This is a genomic window from Aeromonas sp. 604443 (assembly GCF_049170315.1).
In the GTDB taxonomy this organism is placed as follows: Bacteria; Pseudomonadota; Gammaproteobacteria; order Enterobacterales; family Aeromonadaceae; genus Aeromonas; species Aeromonas veronii_A.
The window spans coordinates 256685-272999 of the sequence record NZ_JAAKMI010000005.1 but is presented as its reverse complement, the minus strand read 5'-3'; the positions used below and the strand labels follow the sequence as shown (position 1 = coordinate 272999).

20 protein-coding genes are annotated in these 16315 nt (G+C 57.9%); 8 read left to right on the top strand and 12 right to left on the bottom strand.

Annotated elements, in window-relative coordinates; all coding sequences use genetic code 11:
• Positions 1 to 22: 22 nt before the first annotated feature.
• On the bottom strand, positions 23 to 661 hold the full coding sequence (gene crp, locus G5380_RS10250; protein ID WP_005335304.1) for a cAMP-activated global transcriptional regulator CRP: 639 nt from the start codon (positions 659 to 661) through the stop codon (positions 23 to 25).
• Between the two features lie 300 nt (positions 662 to 961).
• On the opposite strand from crp, the gene G5380_RS10245 reads away from it, so the two are divergent.
• Entirely contained in the window at positions 962 to 1366 is a 405-nt protein-coding gene (locus tag G5380_RS10245; RefSeq protein ID WP_216952977.1) for an OsmC family protein, read from the top strand.
• A 97-nt stretch (positions 1367 to 1463) separates the two neighbouring features.
• The gene (locus G5380_RS10240) at positions 1464 to 1760 is read left to right on the top strand and encodes an MliC family protein (protein ID WP_216952978.1); all 297 of its coding nucleotides are present in this window, start codon (positions 1464 to 1466) and stop codon (positions 1758 to 1760) included.
• A 159-nt stretch (positions 1761 to 1919) separates the two neighbouring features.
• On the opposite strand, the gene G5380_RS10235 is transcribed toward G5380_RS10240, so the two are convergent.
• Genes G5380_RS10235 through G5380_RS10225 form a run of 3 tightly spaced genes read right to left on the bottom strand, consistent with a single transcriptional unit; the run spans position 1920 to position 3615 of the window.
• The gene (locus tag G5380_RS10235) at positions 1920 to 2453 is read right to left on the bottom strand and encodes a DUF4136 domain-containing protein (protein WP_216952979.1); all 534 of its coding nucleotides are present in this window, start codon (positions 2451 to 2453) and stop codon (positions 1920 to 1922) included.
• A gap of 15 nt (positions 2454 to 2468) precedes the next feature.
• Positions 2469 to 3338, bottom strand: coding sequence for a phosphoribulokinase (locus tag G5380_RS10230; RefSeq protein WP_157162054.1), 870 nt, complete (start codon positions 3336 to 3338; stop codon positions 2469 to 2471).
• Between the two features lie 52 nt (positions 3339 to 3390).
• Positions 3391 to 3615 (bottom strand): YheU family protein, encoded by a 225-nt coding sequence (locus tag G5380_RS10225; protein ID WP_216952980.1) that lies wholly within the window; start codon positions 3613 to 3615, stop codon positions 3391 to 3393.
• A gap of 145 nt (positions 3616 to 3760) precedes the next feature.
• Between G5380_RS10225 and G5380_RS10220 the strand changes: the two genes are divergently transcribed.
• Positions 3761 to 4864 carry a membrane-associated sensor domain-containing protein gene (locus tag G5380_RS10220; protein WP_421208847.1) on the top strand — a complete coding sequence of 368 codons (1104 nt, stop codon included), beginning with the start codon at positions 3761 to 3763 and terminating at the stop codon, positions 4862 to 4864.
• Here the strand turns inward: G5380_RS10220 and G5380_RS10215 are convergent.
• The 3 genes from G5380_RS10215 to G5380_RS10205 form a co-directional block, all read right to left on the bottom strand.
• Entirely contained in the window at positions 4843 to 5829 is a 987-nt protein-coding gene (locus tag G5380_RS10215) for a hydrolase (RefSeq protein ID WP_266134384.1), read from the bottom strand. The two genes, G5380_RS10220 and G5380_RS10215, sit on opposite strands and share 22 nt — an antisense overlap.
• 64 nt (positions 5830 to 5893) lie before the next feature.
• Positions 5894 to 6793, bottom strand: a complete 900-nt coding sequence (locus tag G5380_RS10210) for a chemotaxis protein (RefSeq protein WP_227342036.1) — start codon at positions 6791 to 6793, stop codon at positions 5894 to 5896.
• A 153-nt stretch (positions 6794 to 6946) separates the two neighbouring features.
• Entirely contained in the window at positions 6947 to 7606 is a 660-nt protein-coding gene (locus G5380_RS10205; protein WP_421208846.1) for a hypothetical protein, read from the bottom strand.
• Between the two features lie 39 nt (positions 7607 to 7645).
• Here G5380_RS10205 and G5380_RS10200 point away from each other — a divergent pair, with 39 nt between their 5' ends.
• Entirely contained in the window at positions 7646 to 7849 is a 204-nt protein-coding gene (locus tag G5380_RS10200) for a YheV family putative zinc ribbon protein (protein ID WP_005335287.1), read from the top strand.
• A 143-nt stretch (positions 7850 to 7992) separates the two neighbouring features.
• A complete protein-coding gene (gene slyD / locus G5380_RS10195; RefSeq protein WP_421205033.1) occupies positions 7993 to 8664 on the top strand; it encodes a peptidylprolyl isomerase in 672 nt (223 codons plus the stop codon).
• 100 nt (positions 8665 to 8764) lie between these two features.
• Here slyD and G5380_RS10190 read toward each other — a convergent pair whose 3' ends face one another.
• Both G5380_RS10190 and G5380_RS10185 read right to left on the bottom strand, forming a co-directional pair.
• Positions 8765 to 8980: a SlyX family protein gene (locus G5380_RS10190; RefSeq protein ID WP_421205035.1), complete on the bottom strand. Its 216-nt coding sequence runs from the start codon at positions 8978 to 8980 to the stop codon at positions 8765 to 8767.
• Between the two features lie 14 nt (positions 8981 to 8994).
• Complete coding sequence (locus G5380_RS10185; protein WP_421208845.1) at positions 8995 to 9963, bottom strand: hypothetical protein; 969 nt, start codon at positions 9961 to 9963, stop codon at positions 8995 to 8997.
• Positions 9964 to 10081: 118 nt separating this feature from the next.
• Between G5380_RS10185 and fkpA the strand changes: the two genes are divergently transcribed.
• Both fkpA and G5380_RS10175 read left to right on the top strand, forming a co-directional pair.
• Positions 10082 to 10885, top strand: coding sequence for an FKBP-type peptidyl-prolyl cis-trans isomerase (gene fkpA, locus G5380_RS10180; protein ID WP_005335283.1), 804 nt, complete (start codon positions 10082 to 10084; stop codon positions 10883 to 10885).
• A 151-nt stretch (positions 10886 to 11036) separates the two neighbouring features.
• Positions 11037 to 12443, top strand: coding sequence for a sigma-54-dependent transcriptional regulator (locus G5380_RS10175; RefSeq protein ID WP_005335282.1), 1407 nt, complete (start codon positions 11037 to 11039; stop codon positions 12441 to 12443).
• Positions 12444 to 12497: 54 nt separating this feature from the next.
• Here G5380_RS10175 and G5380_RS10170 read toward each other — a convergent pair whose 3' ends face one another.
• From G5380_RS10170 to G5380_RS10160, 3 genes are all read right to left on the bottom strand, one after another.
• The gene (locus tag G5380_RS10170; RefSeq protein WP_421266130.1) at positions 12498 to 13367 is read right to left on the bottom strand and encodes a hypothetical protein; all 870 of its coding nucleotides are present in this window, start codon (positions 13365 to 13367) and stop codon (positions 12498 to 12500) included.
• Positions 13368 to 13478: 111 nt separating this feature from the next.
• Positions 13479 to 13814: a hypothetical protein gene (locus G5380_RS10165; protein ID WP_107684268.1), complete on the bottom strand. Its 336-nt coding sequence runs from the start codon at positions 13812 to 13814 to the stop codon at positions 13479 to 13481.
• Between the two features lie 143 nt (positions 13815 to 13957).
• A complete protein-coding gene (locus tag G5380_RS10160; protein WP_206877835.1) occupies positions 13958 to 14302 on the bottom strand; it encodes a DUF2956 domain-containing protein in 345 nt (114 codons plus the stop codon).
• Positions 14303 to 14570: 268 nt separating this feature from the next.
• On the opposite strand from G5380_RS10160, the gene ushA reads away from it, so the two are divergent.
• Positions 14571 to 16295, top strand: a complete 1725-nt coding sequence (ushA, locus tag G5380_RS10155; RefSeq protein WP_421352712.1) for a bifunctional UDP-sugar hydrolase/5'-nucleotidase UshA — start codon at positions 14571 to 14573, stop codon at positions 16293 to 16295.
• Positions 16296 to 16315: the final 20 nt, after the last annotated feature.

Here is a 16315-nt window from a genome sequence, read left to right as displayed (position 1 = left end):
AGTCAGTCCTGCGGACGGGTCATCAGCGAGTGCCAAATACCACAATGGTCTTGCCGTGAGCAGAGATGAGCTCCTGCTCTTCCAGCATCTTGAGGATGCGGCCCACGGTTTCACGGGAGCAGCCGACGATCTGGCCGATCTCCTGACGGGTTATCTTGATCTGCATGCCATCCGGGTGGGTCATGGCATCTGGCTGCTTGGCCAGGTTGAGCAGAGTCTGGGCGATCCGGCCGGTCACATCCAGGAAGGCGAGGTTACCCACTTTCTGGCTGGTGTGCTGCAGGCGCTTGGCCATCTGGCCAGAGAGACGCATCAGAATGTCCGGGTTGACCTGGATCAGCTGGCGGAACTTCTTGTAAGAGATCTCGGCCACTTCGCAAGAGCCTTTGGCGCGAACCCAGGCGGAACGCTCGGGATTCTCGTTCTCCTCGAACATCCCCATCTCGCCCAGGAAGTCACCCTGGTTCAGATAGGAGAGGATCATCTCTTTGCCCTCATCGTCCTTGATCAAGACGGCCACAGTGCCCTTGACGATGTAGTAGAGGGTCTCCGCTTTTTCACCCGCATGGATCAGGGTGCTCTTCGCGGGATACTTATGAATGTGGCAGTGCGACAAGAACCATTCCAGGGTGGGATCGCTTTGCGGTTTGCCAATAACCATGAGAATTCCTCTGTAGTGTCTTTTTATGGACTTGTGCGTCCGGGCAAGCTGCCAATCTTGCCATTCCTTGTATTAGTCGCAGTAGGATAAGAGCCTTTGTCTGTGCTGACAAGGCTTTGCGCCCTTTTGCAAGAGCCCTTTGGGTAATGCCTGCTGCGCTGCTTCGGCCATTCTAGGGAAGATAGAGGTCGGAGATGTTGATTTTGATCTATTTCCATCCCAACTCCCCCTGTTCGGCAGAGATAAGCGACTGGGTTATGCTAGGGATCCATCATCACGATTAACAGGAGAGAGTGCGAGATGAAAGCCAAGGTCAGCTGGGTGGAAGGGATGAAGTTTGTGGGTGAGAGTGAATCCGGTCACAAGGTGATCCTGGATGGAGCCAACCCCGGTGAGGGGGCCAGCCCGATGGAGATGATCCTGCTGGCGGTCGGTGGCTGCAGCTCTATTGATGTGGTCTCCATCCTAGAAAAAGCGCGCCAGTCGGTGACCGCTTGTCATGTCGAGGTCAGTGGCGAACGGGTTGATAGCGTGCCCCGGGTTTTCGAGAAGATTAATCTGCACTTCGTGGTGACAGGCAAGGGATTGGCAGAGAAACAGGTGGCCAGAGCGGTCGATCTGTCGATGGAAAAATACTGTTCTGTTTCCCTGATGTTGGAAAAAGCGGTACAAATTACCCATAGTTATCAAATTGTTGAAGCTTGATAACTGACGATTGTTTCGTTGGTACCCTGGCATAAGGCCGTCACATGAGGCCTCTGCACAAGGCCATTACATAAGGCCATCACATAAGGAAAGTGCAATGAAAAAATTGATCGCTCTGCTTCCCCTGCTGGGTCTGGCGGCGTGCAGCAGCCCGCAACCTACCCAGTATCAATACAGCCAATACCAGTGTGGCGAAGAGATGCTGGCCATTACCTATGATGCCCAGGCTGACATGGTGCAGTTCCCCTATGCCGGGGTTTACCACAAACTGGCGCGTGTGGAGTCAGAGTCTGGCGCCAAATATTCTGACGGCCTGACCACCTTCTGGAATCAGGAGAAACAGGCGCTCCTCACCCAGAAAGGGGTTACGCTGCTGACCTGTACGCTCAAATAAGTGACCACAGATATCTGAAGGCGTGCAGCTTCGTGTCCCAGTCTGGCCAAGACCAGACTGGGACAAAACTGTGAGACAACTGTGAGACCACAAAAAACGGCTTGCCGGGAGGCAAGCCGTTTTTCTATCCATCCCTTTTCAATAAGCCAGCATTAACTGTTAATTGGTCGGGACGCTATGAAGCAGTTCGGCAGCGAGCTGCTGGCTGAGCGCCTGACGTTGGCTATCAGCAATGCTTACATCGCTGGTCAGCTGGATGATGCTGCTCCAGACTGCTTTCTGGGTTTTGCGATCGAGCAGCACTATGGCCAGCGAGCCTTTGCGCTGGTTGGCCGAGGCATAGACCCCGGGCGTCATGCCGAGGCGGGCGAAAATCTCGCCATCGCTCATATCCTTGCCGCCCGCGACGCCTATGGCGACCCACAGATCCGCCTCGTCGAGCGGCGCACTCTGCCACCCCTTGCCATTGAGCTCCCGGCTCACCGCCTGCTGCATCGGCTCCAGCCACCCTTCCGCCAGCTCACCGGCGAATTGATACTGCTCGGCCAGGGCGTAGCGCGGGGTTGCGCCATAGGTCCAGTTGCCAATCGGACGAACCAGCATGGTGCCGGACTCCAGCGTGGGGGCCGTCGGCCCGCTGCTGCAGCCGCCAAGCAGGGCGGCCAATACCACAGAGATAAACGCTAACCGCATTGTGAACTCCTTGGCTTAAGTGATCTTGCCGGTTTCAAGTAGTTGCTGGATGAGTGGCTTAAGGATCAACTCCATGGCAAACCCCATCTTGCCACCCGGCACGACGATGGTATTCATTCGTGACATGAATGAGCCGTCGATCATCGACAACAGATAGGGAAAATCGACCTGTTTTATGCCGCGAAACCGGATCACCAGCATACTCTCGTCCAGACTCGGGATCACCTTGGCACTGAAGGGATTGGAGGTGTCCACTGTCGGCACCCGTTGGAAGTTGATATGGGTGCGCGAGAACTGCGGGGTGATGAAGTTGATGTAATCATCCATGGAGCGGACTATGGAGTCGGTTACGGCCTCACGGGAGTGGCCGCGCTCCGAGGTATCGCGGATCAGCTTCTGGATCCACTCCAGGTTGACGATGGGCACCACGCCGATGAGAAAGTCCACGTGGCGGGCTACGTTGTGATCCTCAGTGACCACACCACCGTGCAGCCCTTCATAAAACAGCAGGTCAGTGTCGCTCGGCAGATGCTGCCAGGGGGTGAAGGTGCCGGGCATCTGGTTGAAGGGGACCGCCTCGTCAAAGCTGTGCAGATAGCGGCGATACTGGCCGGTGCCATCCTGGCCATAGCCCTGAAAAAAGCTCTCCAGCAAGCCGAAGTCATTGGCCTCGGGGCCAAAATAGCTGATGTGGCGTCCTTGTTCACGCGCCTTGCGGATTGCCACATCCATCTCGGGGCGGGTGTAGCGGTGAAAACTGTCACCTTCCACCACGGCTGCCTGATAACCCAATTGGTGGAACATGGATCGAAAGGCGATGGTGGAGGTAGAGGTACCGGCACCGGACGACCCGGTGACGGCGATAATGGGATGCTTGGCCGACATAGAATGCTCTCTTCCTTGGGAGTTTCGTTATACGGGCGTGAACCCGAGATGGTCAAGACGGCTCGTTGAAACGATCGCGTGGCACAATATTGACCGATTCATGCAACTCGCTATAGACGATCACGGCGATGCCTTGCTGTAATTGAGTCCTTACCATAGCGACTTTGGCTTCAAGCGAAACATCATGTTCGCCATATTCGGTGCCTTCTTGCAGCACAAACTGTTCGATCAGGTTGGTCAGGGTATCGGCATCCAACGCTTGCCAGGGGATTATCATGAAGGGATCTCGATGCAAAAGGGTATAACCGTCAGCTATTGTTGTGCGCAATAAAATGAGTGCAACCTCTTTTTACGCGTTTCGTGGAGTGTGAGACATGTTGTCTGAAGAGCAACGCCGGGCCCCCTCAACGATATCGGCTCACATGGATCTTGCTCGTCGCCAGGCCATCAGTCGCGGCATGGTCTGGTTCTGGTTGCTGAACTGGCTGGTTGTGCTGTTTCTGGCGATACGCTACCAGGTCTACAGCCAGGCAGGCCTGGCCAGTGACGGTACTCTGCCATGGCGCTTTCAGAGTGAGCTGGGCTTTGTCATGGTCGTGCTGCTGCTGCTGCCGGTTGCAGCCCTGCTCTGCAATCATCTGCAGGATCGAGTCTGGCTATGGTGCGCATTGGTCGTAATGCTGGTCTGGGGGGGCGTCTGGACGCTGCATATCTTCACCATTGGTGAAGTTGAGCTGCGAGGAGGGGCAAGTTATGCCAACGGGATCATGCGCCTCAATTTACTGGCTGCGCTGATCGCGTTTTATCCCGACCGACGCGTGTTGTATGCCTATCTCAGTGTACCGTTGCTATTTGGCGTTGCGCGTTTGTGGTGGCTGGAGGTGGATTTTCCGCAGCTTTATCTACTTGAGGTGGTATGTACCATAATGGCGCTGGAGGTTGGTCGCCGGATGCTGCATCGCTGGTTTGAATTGGCCGTGATGCGTGAGCATGACAATCTGGCCCTGTTGCGGCGCCTCGATGCACTGGCCAAGCAGGATCCACTGACTGGTCTTGCCAATCGGCGCCACTTCAGTCAGGAGCTCGAACGCTGCAAAGCCCATAGTCAGTCGAGCGGCGCCCCGCTTGCCCTTATCCTCATCGATGTGGACTACTTCAAACGCTTTAACGATCACTATGGCCATCAGGCGGGGGATGTCTGCCTGCGGGAGGTGGCGCAGTTGATGATGCGTTCGGTGCGCAGTGAGGCGGATCTGGCCGCCCGTTATGGCGGCGAGGAGTTTGTGTTGCTACTGCCCGATGCCGACAGTCAGAGCGCCGCTGCGGTAGCGCGGCGGCTGCAGGATGGGCTGGCCGAATTGCAGCTTGAGCATCTGGCATCCGATGTTGCCAGTCGGGTGACCATCAGTCAGGGGATCGCGACACTGGAAGGCGGGGAGAGTGGTGAGCAGCTACTGGCGCGGGCCGACCAGGCCCTCTACATGGCCAAGGCTGGGGGTCGCAATCAGTTCTGCACCGCACCCTGAGTCTGTTCGGCAATCCAGTGACTGATCCGCTCATCCAACCAAAACCGTGGCCGCCAGGGGGTGCCGTGCAGAAAACCGACATGGCCGCCGCGCTGGCTCAGCTCATAGCGCACCGTGGGCGAGAGTTGATCCGGCCGGGGAATGACCGCGTGTGACATAAAGGGATCGTCGGCGGCGTGCAGGATAAGGGTCGGGATGGGGATTTGAGCCAGCAGCGGTAGTCCCGAGCAGCTCTGGTAGTAGTGGCTGGCACTGTGAAAGCCGTGCAGCGGAGCGGTGACCAGTTCGTCAAAATCGCGCAGGGTGGCAATCTGCTCCACTTGCCGGGGCTGCCAGCGTTCACTCGCTTTCTGCTGTTGGCTGATCTTGCTGAGCAAATTGCGGCGCATGGTACGCAGCAGATAGTTCTGATAGACCTTTGAGAAACCCTGATTGACCCGTTCGGCACAGCTGGCCAGTTGCAGCGGGGCCGAGACTACCACTGCCGCTTTCAATGCCGCAGGACAGGCCCGTGCCAGCAAGTTGACCAGCATATTGCCACCCAGTGAAAAGCCGATGGCGATCAGCGGTTTGCCCGGGAAGCGTTGGCTCAGCTCGGCAATCAGCTCCTGCGCATCACCGATGGTGCCGGAGTGATAGGCATGCAGGTGGCGATTGGGCTCGCCGCTGCAGCCACGAAAGTGCATCAGCACGGCCTCTCTGCCCTCTTGCTGCAGATGGGTGAATAATCCCTTGGCATAGTGGGAGTGAATGCTCCCCTCCAGCCCGTGAAAGACCACCACCAGTGGTCGCGAATCTGTCGTGATCTCGCCGCTCCAGGCGAGATCGACAAAATCCCCGTCAGTCAGTTCGAAGCGCTCGGCCACAAATCGGGCCGGAGTCCGGCGCAGCCATTTGGGCAATATGGTCTGCAGATGAGGATTGCGGGCCCACCAGGGGGCGTGGAAGTGGCTTTCGGTCAGCATGGCGTCGTCGGTCTGGGTCGAAGATAGAGGGGCGAGAGGTGTTCAGCTCCCGCCAGTCATTGGCTTATTTCAGCAGGCGATCGTGATGTTCGGCACCGCGCAACATGGCCTGGATCAGCTCGTTGGCCTCGAACTTGGTCAGCGCCTCATGGGCGCCCACCTGATGGGCCCGCTCCACACTGATCTCGCTGGAGAGGGAGGTGTGCAGGATGATGTAGGCCCCCGCCAGTTTGCTGTCGCTCTGTACCTCGAAGGCCAGCTCGTAGCCATCGAGCCCAGGCATCTCGATATCGCTCACCAGAATATCGATGGGGGTCTGCTGGCTGGCACGTTGTTGCATCAGGGTCAGTGCGTCCTTGCCATTGGTACAGACCTCATAAGGGATATTGATGTAATCGAGGGCTGCCATCAGCTGGCGACGGGCGACCGAGGAGTCATCAACCAGCAGGATCCGCATCGGCTTGATCCGCTCCCGCTGCACATCGGTCAGCACCGGATAGAGGTGGCTCGGATCGTCCGGATAGACCCGGGAGAGGATCAGCTCCACATCCAGCAGCTGGATCAGCTGGTCATTGACCCGGGTGACACCAGTCACAAACACATTGTGGCCGAGGGCGGCGGGAGGTGACTCGATATCGCGCCAGTTGCACTCGGTGATCTTGTCGATGCCTCGCACCAGAAAGCCCACCAGGGTGCGGCGGCAATCGGTGATGATGATAAAGCAGTGGGGCATCTCCTCCTTGCTGATGGGGCGATAACCCACCGCCATCGCCATGTCGATCACCGGAATGGTGGCGCCGCGCATATTGGCGGCCCCCAGCACGGTCGGATGCGAGTGCGGCATGGCGGTCAGCTGGGTGTAAGGGACTATCTCCTTTACCTTGAGGGTGCCTATGGCAAAGGATTGCTGGGCTGAAAGGTGAAACAGCAACATGCCCTGGGATTGATTGGCTTTGCTCGTCATGGCAGATGTCCTGTTGGTCGAAAGGTTGGCAGTCACTTCAGGCCTTTAGCATAAAGGATTACGGGGGGGATGGCCCTTCCTTGTTAACGACCATCTGGCAAAAAACTGGACTCGTTCAGCCAATTTAGTTGGCGCATTCATACCTGTGTCCGGTTATTGATCGCCATCCTCGCCAACGCCCCACTGCTGGCAGGCCGCTTGCAATGCGGCCTCATCGGCATAACCCAGCTTGCTGGCCACCTGCGCGGGTTTGCTGCCGCCCTTGAGCAATCTGAGCGCCTGCAGCAGTTGCCACTGTTGTTGCAATTCACTCCCTTCCACCGGCGCATCGGCTTGTTGTGCCCACTGTTGCAGAGACTCCGGTTGGCCATTGGCCAGCGCTTGCCAGCAGGCTTGCAGCTCACCGTGACCCTGCTGGCTGATGGCACACTGTTGCAGCTCATCCAGGATCACCTGCAGTCGCTGACCGTAGGCCCCTTGCCACTCTTTTGGACGTTGCCACCGTGCCAGCGAGTCGAGCAGGGCATCGAGCAGCGGGGTGGTCTGCAGCCAGCCTGCCTGCTGCGGCTGAGCCACGCGCAAAGAGACATTCAGCTGATCGTACTCGCAACCGCTGAGGGGGCTGAAGGCCGCAAGTGCATCGGCGCAGAGCCAGAAGCTGCAGCCTGCCGGAAGCAACAGCTCATGTTGGCCCAGTCTCAGCAGCGCGGCGCCCCGGGTGATCCGCAACAGCTGCCCGACCGGAGTTCGTTTGCGGTTGCCGGCGTGCAATCCCTCACAGGAAAAATGGTGGTATTCGATTGCGTGATGCATGTAAAAACCCTGATATGATGCTGCCTGGAGGTAACAAATATGGAAACCAGGCGTAAAAAACGCTTCATTGCCGGTGCGGTTTGCCCGGCGTGCGGCAAGTTGGACAACATGATGCTGTATCTGGAGCATGGAGTCGAGAAGGTGACCTGCGTCGCCTGTGGCGATACCCAGGTACAAACGCCTGCCGAGGTCGACAAGCAGACTCGCGAGGCGGAAGAGGTGATCGGGGTGTTTCGCCCCTGATGTGGCAACGGCGGGTGGAGTGCGGGTCTCCTCGCTGACGCTGTTGCCGTTTTTTTCGTCACTCCGTGGCGCCGCACGGCATATGCGCGGCCCGCTTTTTAGGGTATTCTGAGCCCGTTTTTTTCTATCCGCAGGATCCTGACATGAAAGTAGCTCCTCTGAGCGTGGTTACGCTGGAATACACAGTCACCGACGAGCACGGTGAAGTCATCGACAGCACTGTCGGCAAAGAGCCGCTGGTCTATCTGCACGGCACCCGTTACCTGGTCTCTGGCCTGGAAGCCGAGCTGGAAGGTCGCGCGGTAGGTGAAGCCTTCGAAGTGACTCTGGCACCGAGCCAGGCCTACGGCGAATATGACGAGACACTGGTACAAGAAGTACCGGGCGAGCTGTTCGACGGCATGGAAGTCTCCGAAGGGGATACTTTTGTGGCTGAAACCGACGATGGCCACCGTCCGGTGACCGTGGTTGAAGTGTCCGAAGAGTTCGTCAAGGTGGATGGCAACCATCCGCTGGCTGGCGTGACTCTGGGCTTCAAGGTCGAGATCAAGGATGTGCGTGCTGCCACTGCCGAAGAGCTGGCTCACGGCCATGTTCACGGTGCCGGTGGTTGCGGTCACGATCACGGTCATGACCACGATCACGGCGGTTGCTGTGGCGGTCATGGTCACGACCACGATGAGGAGCATGGCCAGAGCGGTTGCTGTGGCGGTGCTGGCCACGGTCACGATCATGGCCACGACCACGGTGACGACCATGGTCACGGCGGCTGCTGCGGTGGCGGCGGTTGTGGTGGCAAGGGCCATCACCACTGATCACGGCCATACCGATGATAAAAAACCCGCGTGAACGCGGGTTTTTTTATTGGCTGACAGCTATGCCAAGCCATGTCGCCAGACCAGAGATAGCGCCGGTTCAGTAGTGCGGCGGAGGGGTCTCTTCGGCCATGCTGGCAATCTGGCTGGGTTGTACGCTTTGCAGTTTATCGATCAGCAGCTGGATCTGGTATTTGAGTCGATCGAGTTCGCGGCCCTGAGTGGTCACCTCGTCGTTGAGCTGCTCTATGGCGTACTCCGCATAGGCGAGACGGGTTTCCAGGGTTTCGATGCGATCGTTAAGTTGCTGACTCATGGGCCTTCGGGTCCTTACTTGATTGTCCAGATTTCGGCCAGACCACTGGAGCTGGCACTGACAAGATGGCTATTGTCGCGCAAAGCGACGCCGTAGACCACTGCGCTGGGCGGTTTCACCTTGGGTTGCGGCGAGACGCGCCAGCTCTGCAGCAGGGCACCATCGCTCACTTGCCACAGGGAGAGCTGACGGGAAGGGGCGCCAGTGATGATCCACTTGCCATCGTTGGCAAAGCGGGCGCTGGTGTAGACCTCGAAGCGGTGATCATATTGCAGTTGACTCACCTCCTTGCCGGTTTTCAGATCCCAGATGCTGGCCCGGCTACTGTCGGCGGTGAAGGCGTAGCGGCCGCTCGGCTCCAGTCTGGCCATGATCACCCGGCCACCATGGTTGAAGCGCCAAATTACCTGCCCGCTATGGGTGTCCCACAGATAGGCGCTGTAGTCGTTGCCGCCGGTCAGGGCGTAACGACCGTTAGCGGAGAGATCCACCGTATTGACCTGTTCGGTGTGTCCCAGAAACTGCAGGCGACGACCGCTTCGGGTATCGAGCCACTCGGCCTTGCCATCTTCCCGCCCGATCAGCACATAACGACCGTCGGCAGAGAGCGCGATGTCCCTCAGCCTGGATTCAGGAAGTGAGTAGTAGCCTTGTGATTGCCCGTCGTTCAGCCGCCAGGTAGCAAAGGTATCGGGGGTGGCGGTGACGGCATGGCTGTTGCCTTCGGAAAAACGGGTAATGAATACCAGATCATCCGTAGAGTCGGATTGCTTCCAGCGCCAGCGTTGACGGTTCTGTTCCAGATCCCAGACGATGATGCCCTGGCTGATGCTGGAGACGATGGCTTGCTTGCCATCACTGGAGAGATCTGCGGTCAGCAGACCCGTGCTGGCGAGGGTCATTTGCTGGTTGGGTTGGGAGCTTTGCTCGCAACCGGTGAGCATTAAACAGAGGCTCACCAGATAAATGGCACTTTTTATCATTTTTGCGGTCTCACGCTTTTGTTACCTGCGATCACGGCGTTAGTATAAGGCGCTTATCACGATAAACCTCTCATTTCACGATGGAACCGAGAGCGGTATTTGGAGTTTGGAGAAACTGATGAACAAATTTCTGAAGGTGTCCCTGTTGGCGGCGGCGGTTGCCGTCGGTCTGACTGCTTGCCAAAAAGACGAGAAGCCTGCTGCGGCCAATACCGCCGAAGTGAAGGCAGAAGCCAGCAAGCCGGCAGAGGCGACCAAGGCCGAAGCCAAGAGCTTTGAAGAGCAATCTGGCTACGCAATTGGCCTCTCCATGGGTCGTTACATCGCCAATACCCTGGAGCGTCAGCAGGAACTGGGCATCAAACTGGACAACGCCGTGATCCTGAAAGGGGTGACTGACGGTCTGGGCAAAGAAGCCAAGATGACTGATGAAGAGATCCAGAAGGTACTGCAGGATTACGACGCCAAGATCAACGAGCTGACCAAGGCCAAGGCCGAGAAAGATGCCGTTGAGAATCTGAAGAAGGGCGAAGAGTTCCTGGCTGCCAACGCCAAGAAAGAGGGTGTGAAGAGCACTGAATCCGGCCTGCAATACGTGGTCGAGAAGATGGGCACTGGCGCCAAGCCGAAATCTACCGATATCGTCAAGGTTCACTACACCGGTACCCTGACTGATGGCACCAAGTTCGACAGCTCCGTCGATCGCGGCGAGCCGGCTACCTTCCCGCTCAACCAGGTTATCCCGGGTTGGACCGAAGGCGTGCAGCTGATGCCGGTTGGCTCCAAGTTCAAGTTCTTCCTGCCGTCCAAGCTGGCCTATGGCGAGCACGGTGCAGGCTCCATCCCGGCGAACGCCGTGCTGGTGTTTGACGTTGAGCTGCTGGCTATCGAGAAGCCGACTGCAGACGACGCCAAGAAGTAATCCCCTCTTGTAGTTAAAAACGGCTCCTTAAGGAGCCGTTTTTACTTGTGTATTCCCTGCAATCGCGGGATAACAGAGCTGTCTTGGCGTTGGGTTTGCGCGCGAAAATAAGGCAAAATAGATCGCAGAATCAAATACAAGGATGAGTCCAGTGGCTGAAAATAAATCGCGTGTCCTGCTGGTGGAAGATACCCGTAGTCTGGCGGTGGTCTATGAACAGTACCTGCGCCAGGAGGGGTACGAGGTTGTGCTGGCCGATTGTGGTCAGCAAGCGTTGGCACAGTTGCTGGCAAGTCCTCCCCCCGTGGTGCTGCTGGATCTGGAGCTGCCGGATATGTCCGGTATGGATATTCTGCAGATGATCACCGAACAGCAGTTGCCCTGCTCTGTGGTGGTGATCACCGCCCACGGTTCGGTGGATGTGGCGGTGGAGGCGATGCGCCTCGGTGCCTTCGATTTTCTGACCAAGCCGTTTGACAGCAAGCGGCTCTGCGCCACCGTTCGCAATGCCTTGAAACACCAGCAGTTGAGCTCGCTGGTTGCCCACTATCGGGAGAACTTCGAGCGTAGCTCCTTCTTCGGCTTTATCGGCGCCTCCATGTCGATGCAGGCGGTCTATCGCATCATCGAGAGCGCTGCGCCCAGCAAGGCGACCGTCTTTATCACTGGCGAGAGCGGCACCGGCAAAGAGGTGTGTGCCGAGGCGATTCACCAGTGCAGTCCCCGCAGCGAACAGCCCTTTATTGCCCTCAACTGCGCCGCCATTCCCCACGATTTGATGGAGAGCGAGATCTTTGGTCATGTGAAGGGCTCTTTTACCGGTGCCCAGGGGGATCGCAAGGGGGCTGCCAGTCTGGCTGATGGCGGTACCCTGTTTCTCGACGAGATCTGCGAGATGGACCTGGATCTGCAGAGCAAGCTGCTGCGCTTTATCCAGACCGGCACAGTGCAGCGAGTCGGCAGCGGCAAGCTCGAGACGGTGGATGTGCGCTTTATCTGCGCCACCAACCGGGATCCGCTGGTGGAGGTGAAAGCGGGCCGTTTTCGCGAGGATCTCTACTATCGGCTCCACGTCATTCCCCTCACCCTGCCGCCGCTGCGGGAGCGGGGTGAGGATATCCTGCTGCTGGCGCGTACCCTGTTGCAGAGCTACGCCAAGGAGGAGAACAAACGCTTCAAGGATTTCGATGTCGAGGCGGCGCGAGTGCTGCTCGACTACCCCTGGCCTGGCAACGTACGCGAGCTGCAGAACGTGGTGCGCAATATCGTGGTACTCAACGACAAGGAGTTGGTGAGCCCGGATATTCTGCCGCCACCACTCAATGGAGTTCGTCCCCAGCTGCCGGCGGCTATTGCGGCAGCGGTGACATCGGCTCCGGCCACCACCGGGGTGGCCAACGGGCCAATTCGTCCGCTCTGGCTGGTGGAGAAAGAGGTGATCGAACAGGCCATCGCCAGCTGTGATGGCAATATTCCCAAAGCGGCGGCCCTGCTCGAGATCAGCCCCTCTACCATTTACCGTAAAAAGCAGGGGTGGGAGGAGTCCAATCGGGCCTGAACCATCTTGCCAGCAGAAAGGGCGGCTAGTGTGCCGCCCTTGCTATTTTGGGGATCAGAGTTTGGCGAGGCGCTTGAGGCGGGCCAGTCGCTCCCCCTCGTTGGCGCTGAACCAGCGGTCCTGCGACAACAGAAACCAGGCGCGGGAGAAGTATTCCGCGGCCAGCGGATCGTCCAGCACCAAGGAATTCTCCCCCAGCTCCTCGAACAGATAACCATCCTCAGGTTCGCCTGCCTCGGCCATATCGGCCTTGAGCTGGTGCAGCTCTGTCAGTGCCTGCTGGTGCTGACCCTGGGCCCGGGTCAGGCGAGCCAGACTCCAGCGAGCGATAAACGCCTTGGCCGGCTGGTTATGCTGCAGATGCCAGGCCAGGCACTTCTGTTGCTGGATTTTCGCCTCCTCAAAGCGGCCCAATTCGAACAGGGTCCAGCCCTGATTGTTGTAAAGGGGGGCCAGCCAGCCACGCACCTTCTCGTCACAGCTGCGTTCCGCCAGCTCCATTGCCAGTTGATGCCAGCGGCTCTGCTCTTCCAGTGGTGCGGCGATGGCGATCATGTGAGCAGCGTCGATGGCGAGATAGGTTTCCTTCTCCTTGAGCCCCCACTGCCAGGCTTGTTCAAACAGCGGTTTGGCACTGGCTTTGTCGCCCGCCGAGTTAAAGGTGCGGCCTCGCTCCAGCAGGGCTCTGATCCGCGCTCTGGGGGTTGTATCTGTGAGGCGAGGCGCTATCTCGTCGAGCAGCTGATGGGCTTCGGCAAACTGGCGCTGCAGCGAGTGGGTGCGGGCAATTTGGGTCAGCAACTCCAGTTCGAGTTGCAGGTCGGCGGCGGCGCGCGCTTCGGGAAGAAGGGTGTGAAAACGAAGGGCACTGGCGGCGGGATCCTGATAATCCCACAGCGCCATGAAATCGGGCGGATTGTCCATTTGGCCTCCTTGCTGGTTATCCTGTCACCAAGATGCCTGCAGGCCATTGTTTGTACAAGGGCGCCCGTCACAGAGCGCCCCTTGAGCCATGCTAACGGTTGTGCCAGCCGATCAGTAGACCATGGCCAGGCTCATCAGCATCAGGCCGAGGGCGGCAAAGGCCCCCTCCTTGATGGCGAGCCGTGGCACCAGCGCCTTGGGCAGGGCCGGAAACAGGCTCAGGGCAAAGCCAAGCCCCGGCATCAACCAGTGGAATGCCGGATCGCGCAGGGCGGGATTGGCGGCTCCATTGATGATGATCAGCAAAATAAACAGGGTGAAGGCGGGGAGGATAAACCAGCGTACCCCGCCGGCGGCGACCGCCCGCAGCGGCGAAATGCGATAGAGCAGCATGGTCACAAGGAACAGAACAAAAGGGGCCAGCAGATAGAGCGGAGCGGGGTTCATAACATCTTTCCTGAAAACTGATCGTCAAAAAACAGGGAGTCCGGTGCAAGAGGCGCGGGATTTAACCACTCTTCGCAGGTAATCACCAGCAGCCCGGGCCCGGGCTGTGAAGAGGATCCCGGACAAAGGTTTGCTAGCGCGTCTTAGTGCGACCAGAACCAAGCTGCTGCAAATCCCAGCCAGCTCAACACTAGCAAAATCCAGGGCAGGGGATGCTGATGGCTTACTTCAACCAGCTCCAGCTGATCGTCTTGTTCTTCGGTTTGTGGCGCGCCCTGTGGCTGCCTGGCTTTGGCCTGCATTTTTTTCTGGCGGCTCGCTTCGCGGGCCCGCGCCTTCATCTGTTTCTTGTATTCGTCGATGCCTTTCTGGATCCCTTGCGCGATAAGCTGGGTCTGTTCCTTGGTCTGCCCCGGCTTCTGGTTGGCACGGGCAATTTTCATCGCCTCCTGCTGGGTCTCGGGGGAAATCTTGTCGTACTTGGCCATCAAATCATCTCCTCGGGCATGGCTGGCTGGGGAGTATGCCATAAAGGCGCGTCCGGGTGGCGTCTCCTTGGTGCGGGAGGGGATCAAGTGAGTGACAGCTCAACAAAAAACCTGACAAATCAGCAGGAAGCCGGATGTTGGGCCGAAGATCACAATTAGCAGAATTTGTGAGTCATCGATGAAAAACGGTCATCTGTTGTTTGTTATATTGGCGCCCGACCCGCTGGACAGGGTTGATAAATAACAAAACAATCAAGGTGATATGGAAATGAATAATAACTTTATCAAAGGCGGCGTGGCACTGGCCGTGCTTGCTGCACTGACTGGCTGTAATACCTCGACCAATGACACCGTTGCACCCTGCACCGAAAATGTCTGCAAACTGACCATCCTGCACACCAACGATACCCACGGCCGTTTCTGGCACAACGCTGAAAATGAGTATGGTATGGCTGCCCAGAAGACTCTGGTCGAACAGCTGCGTGCCGATGCCAAGGCTGCTGGCAGTGACGTACTGGTTCTTTCCGGTGGTGATGTGAATACCGGGGTGCCGGAGTCCGATCTGCAGGATGCAGAGCCTGACTTCATGGCGATGAACAACATTCGCTACGATGCCATGGCAGTGGGCAACCATGAATTCGACAACCCCCTCAGCGTGCTGGAGAAGCAGCGCAAGTGGGCCCAGTTCCCCATGCTCTCGGCCAACATCTACGACAAGGCCAGTGGCAAACACTACTTTGACCCCTACAAGGTGTTCAAGCTGGAGAGCGGTCTCAAGGTCGCCGTACTGGGTCTGACCACCGAAGATACCGCCCAGCTGGTTGACCCCAACAACGTGCAGACTCTGGAGTTCCGCGATCCGACTACGGAAGCGGCCAAACTGGGCCAGCAGATCCGCAGCAACAAGGAGGCCAATCTGGTCTTCGCCATCACCCACATGGGCCATTACGAGAATGGTCAGCACGGCAGCAATGCGCCGGGCGATGTAGAGATGGCTCGTGCACTGCCGGCAGGGACTCTGGATGCCATCATTGGTGGCCACTCCCAGAATCCGGTCTGTATGGAACCGGGCACCACCAACAAGTACGCCAATTTCAAACCGGGTGATAACTGCCAACCGGACCAGCAAAACGGCACCTGGATCATGCAGGCTCACGAGTGGGGCAAGTATGTGGGCCGTGCCCAGTTTGAGTATCAGAATGGCAAGTTGACCCTGACCAGCTATGAGCTGATCCCGGTCAACCTGATCAAGCGCAACGCCAAGGGCGAGGCGATCGATGCCAACGGCGTCGTAACCAAGGACCCGACCAAGATGCAGTTCGTACAGGACGAGATCACCAAGGATCCCGAGCTGTATAACACCCTGCTGGGTTATCAGGAGAAAGGTCAGCAAGAGCTGAATGTCGTCATTGGCTCGGCAGATGGCTTGCTGGTTGGTGATCGCAACTCGGTTCGCAACAAGCAGACCAACCTGGGTCGCCTCATCACCACGGCGACCAGCAGCAAGCTGGGGGTCGACTTTGGTATCGTCAACTCAGGCGGCGTGCGTGACAGCATCCCGGCCGGTGATATCACTTACCGCAGCGTGCTGCTGGTGCACCCGTTTGGCAACACGGTCAACAAGGCTGTCATGAAGGGAAGCGAGCTGGCGACCTATCTGGGCCAGGTGGCAAGCAAGACCCGCAATACCGGTGGTTATGCCCAGTTTGGCGGTATCAACATGGCGGTGGATTGCCAGGCCAAGAGCGTCAATATCACCAGTATCGGTGGCAAGGCGTTTGATCCGGCAGCAACTTACAGCTTCGCGATCCCGAGCTTCAGCGCCTCCGGTGGTGACGGTTATCCGAAGATCGATACCATCAATGCCGGCTTGGTGGATGCAGCCGTGCTGAAAGAGTTCATCGAGATCAAGAAGACCATCAACGTTGCGGATTATCAGCCAGGCAATGAGGTGAGCTATCTGAACTCAACATCTGCCGAAGGGTGCAACTGATTCGTCAGCGGTGCGTTTAG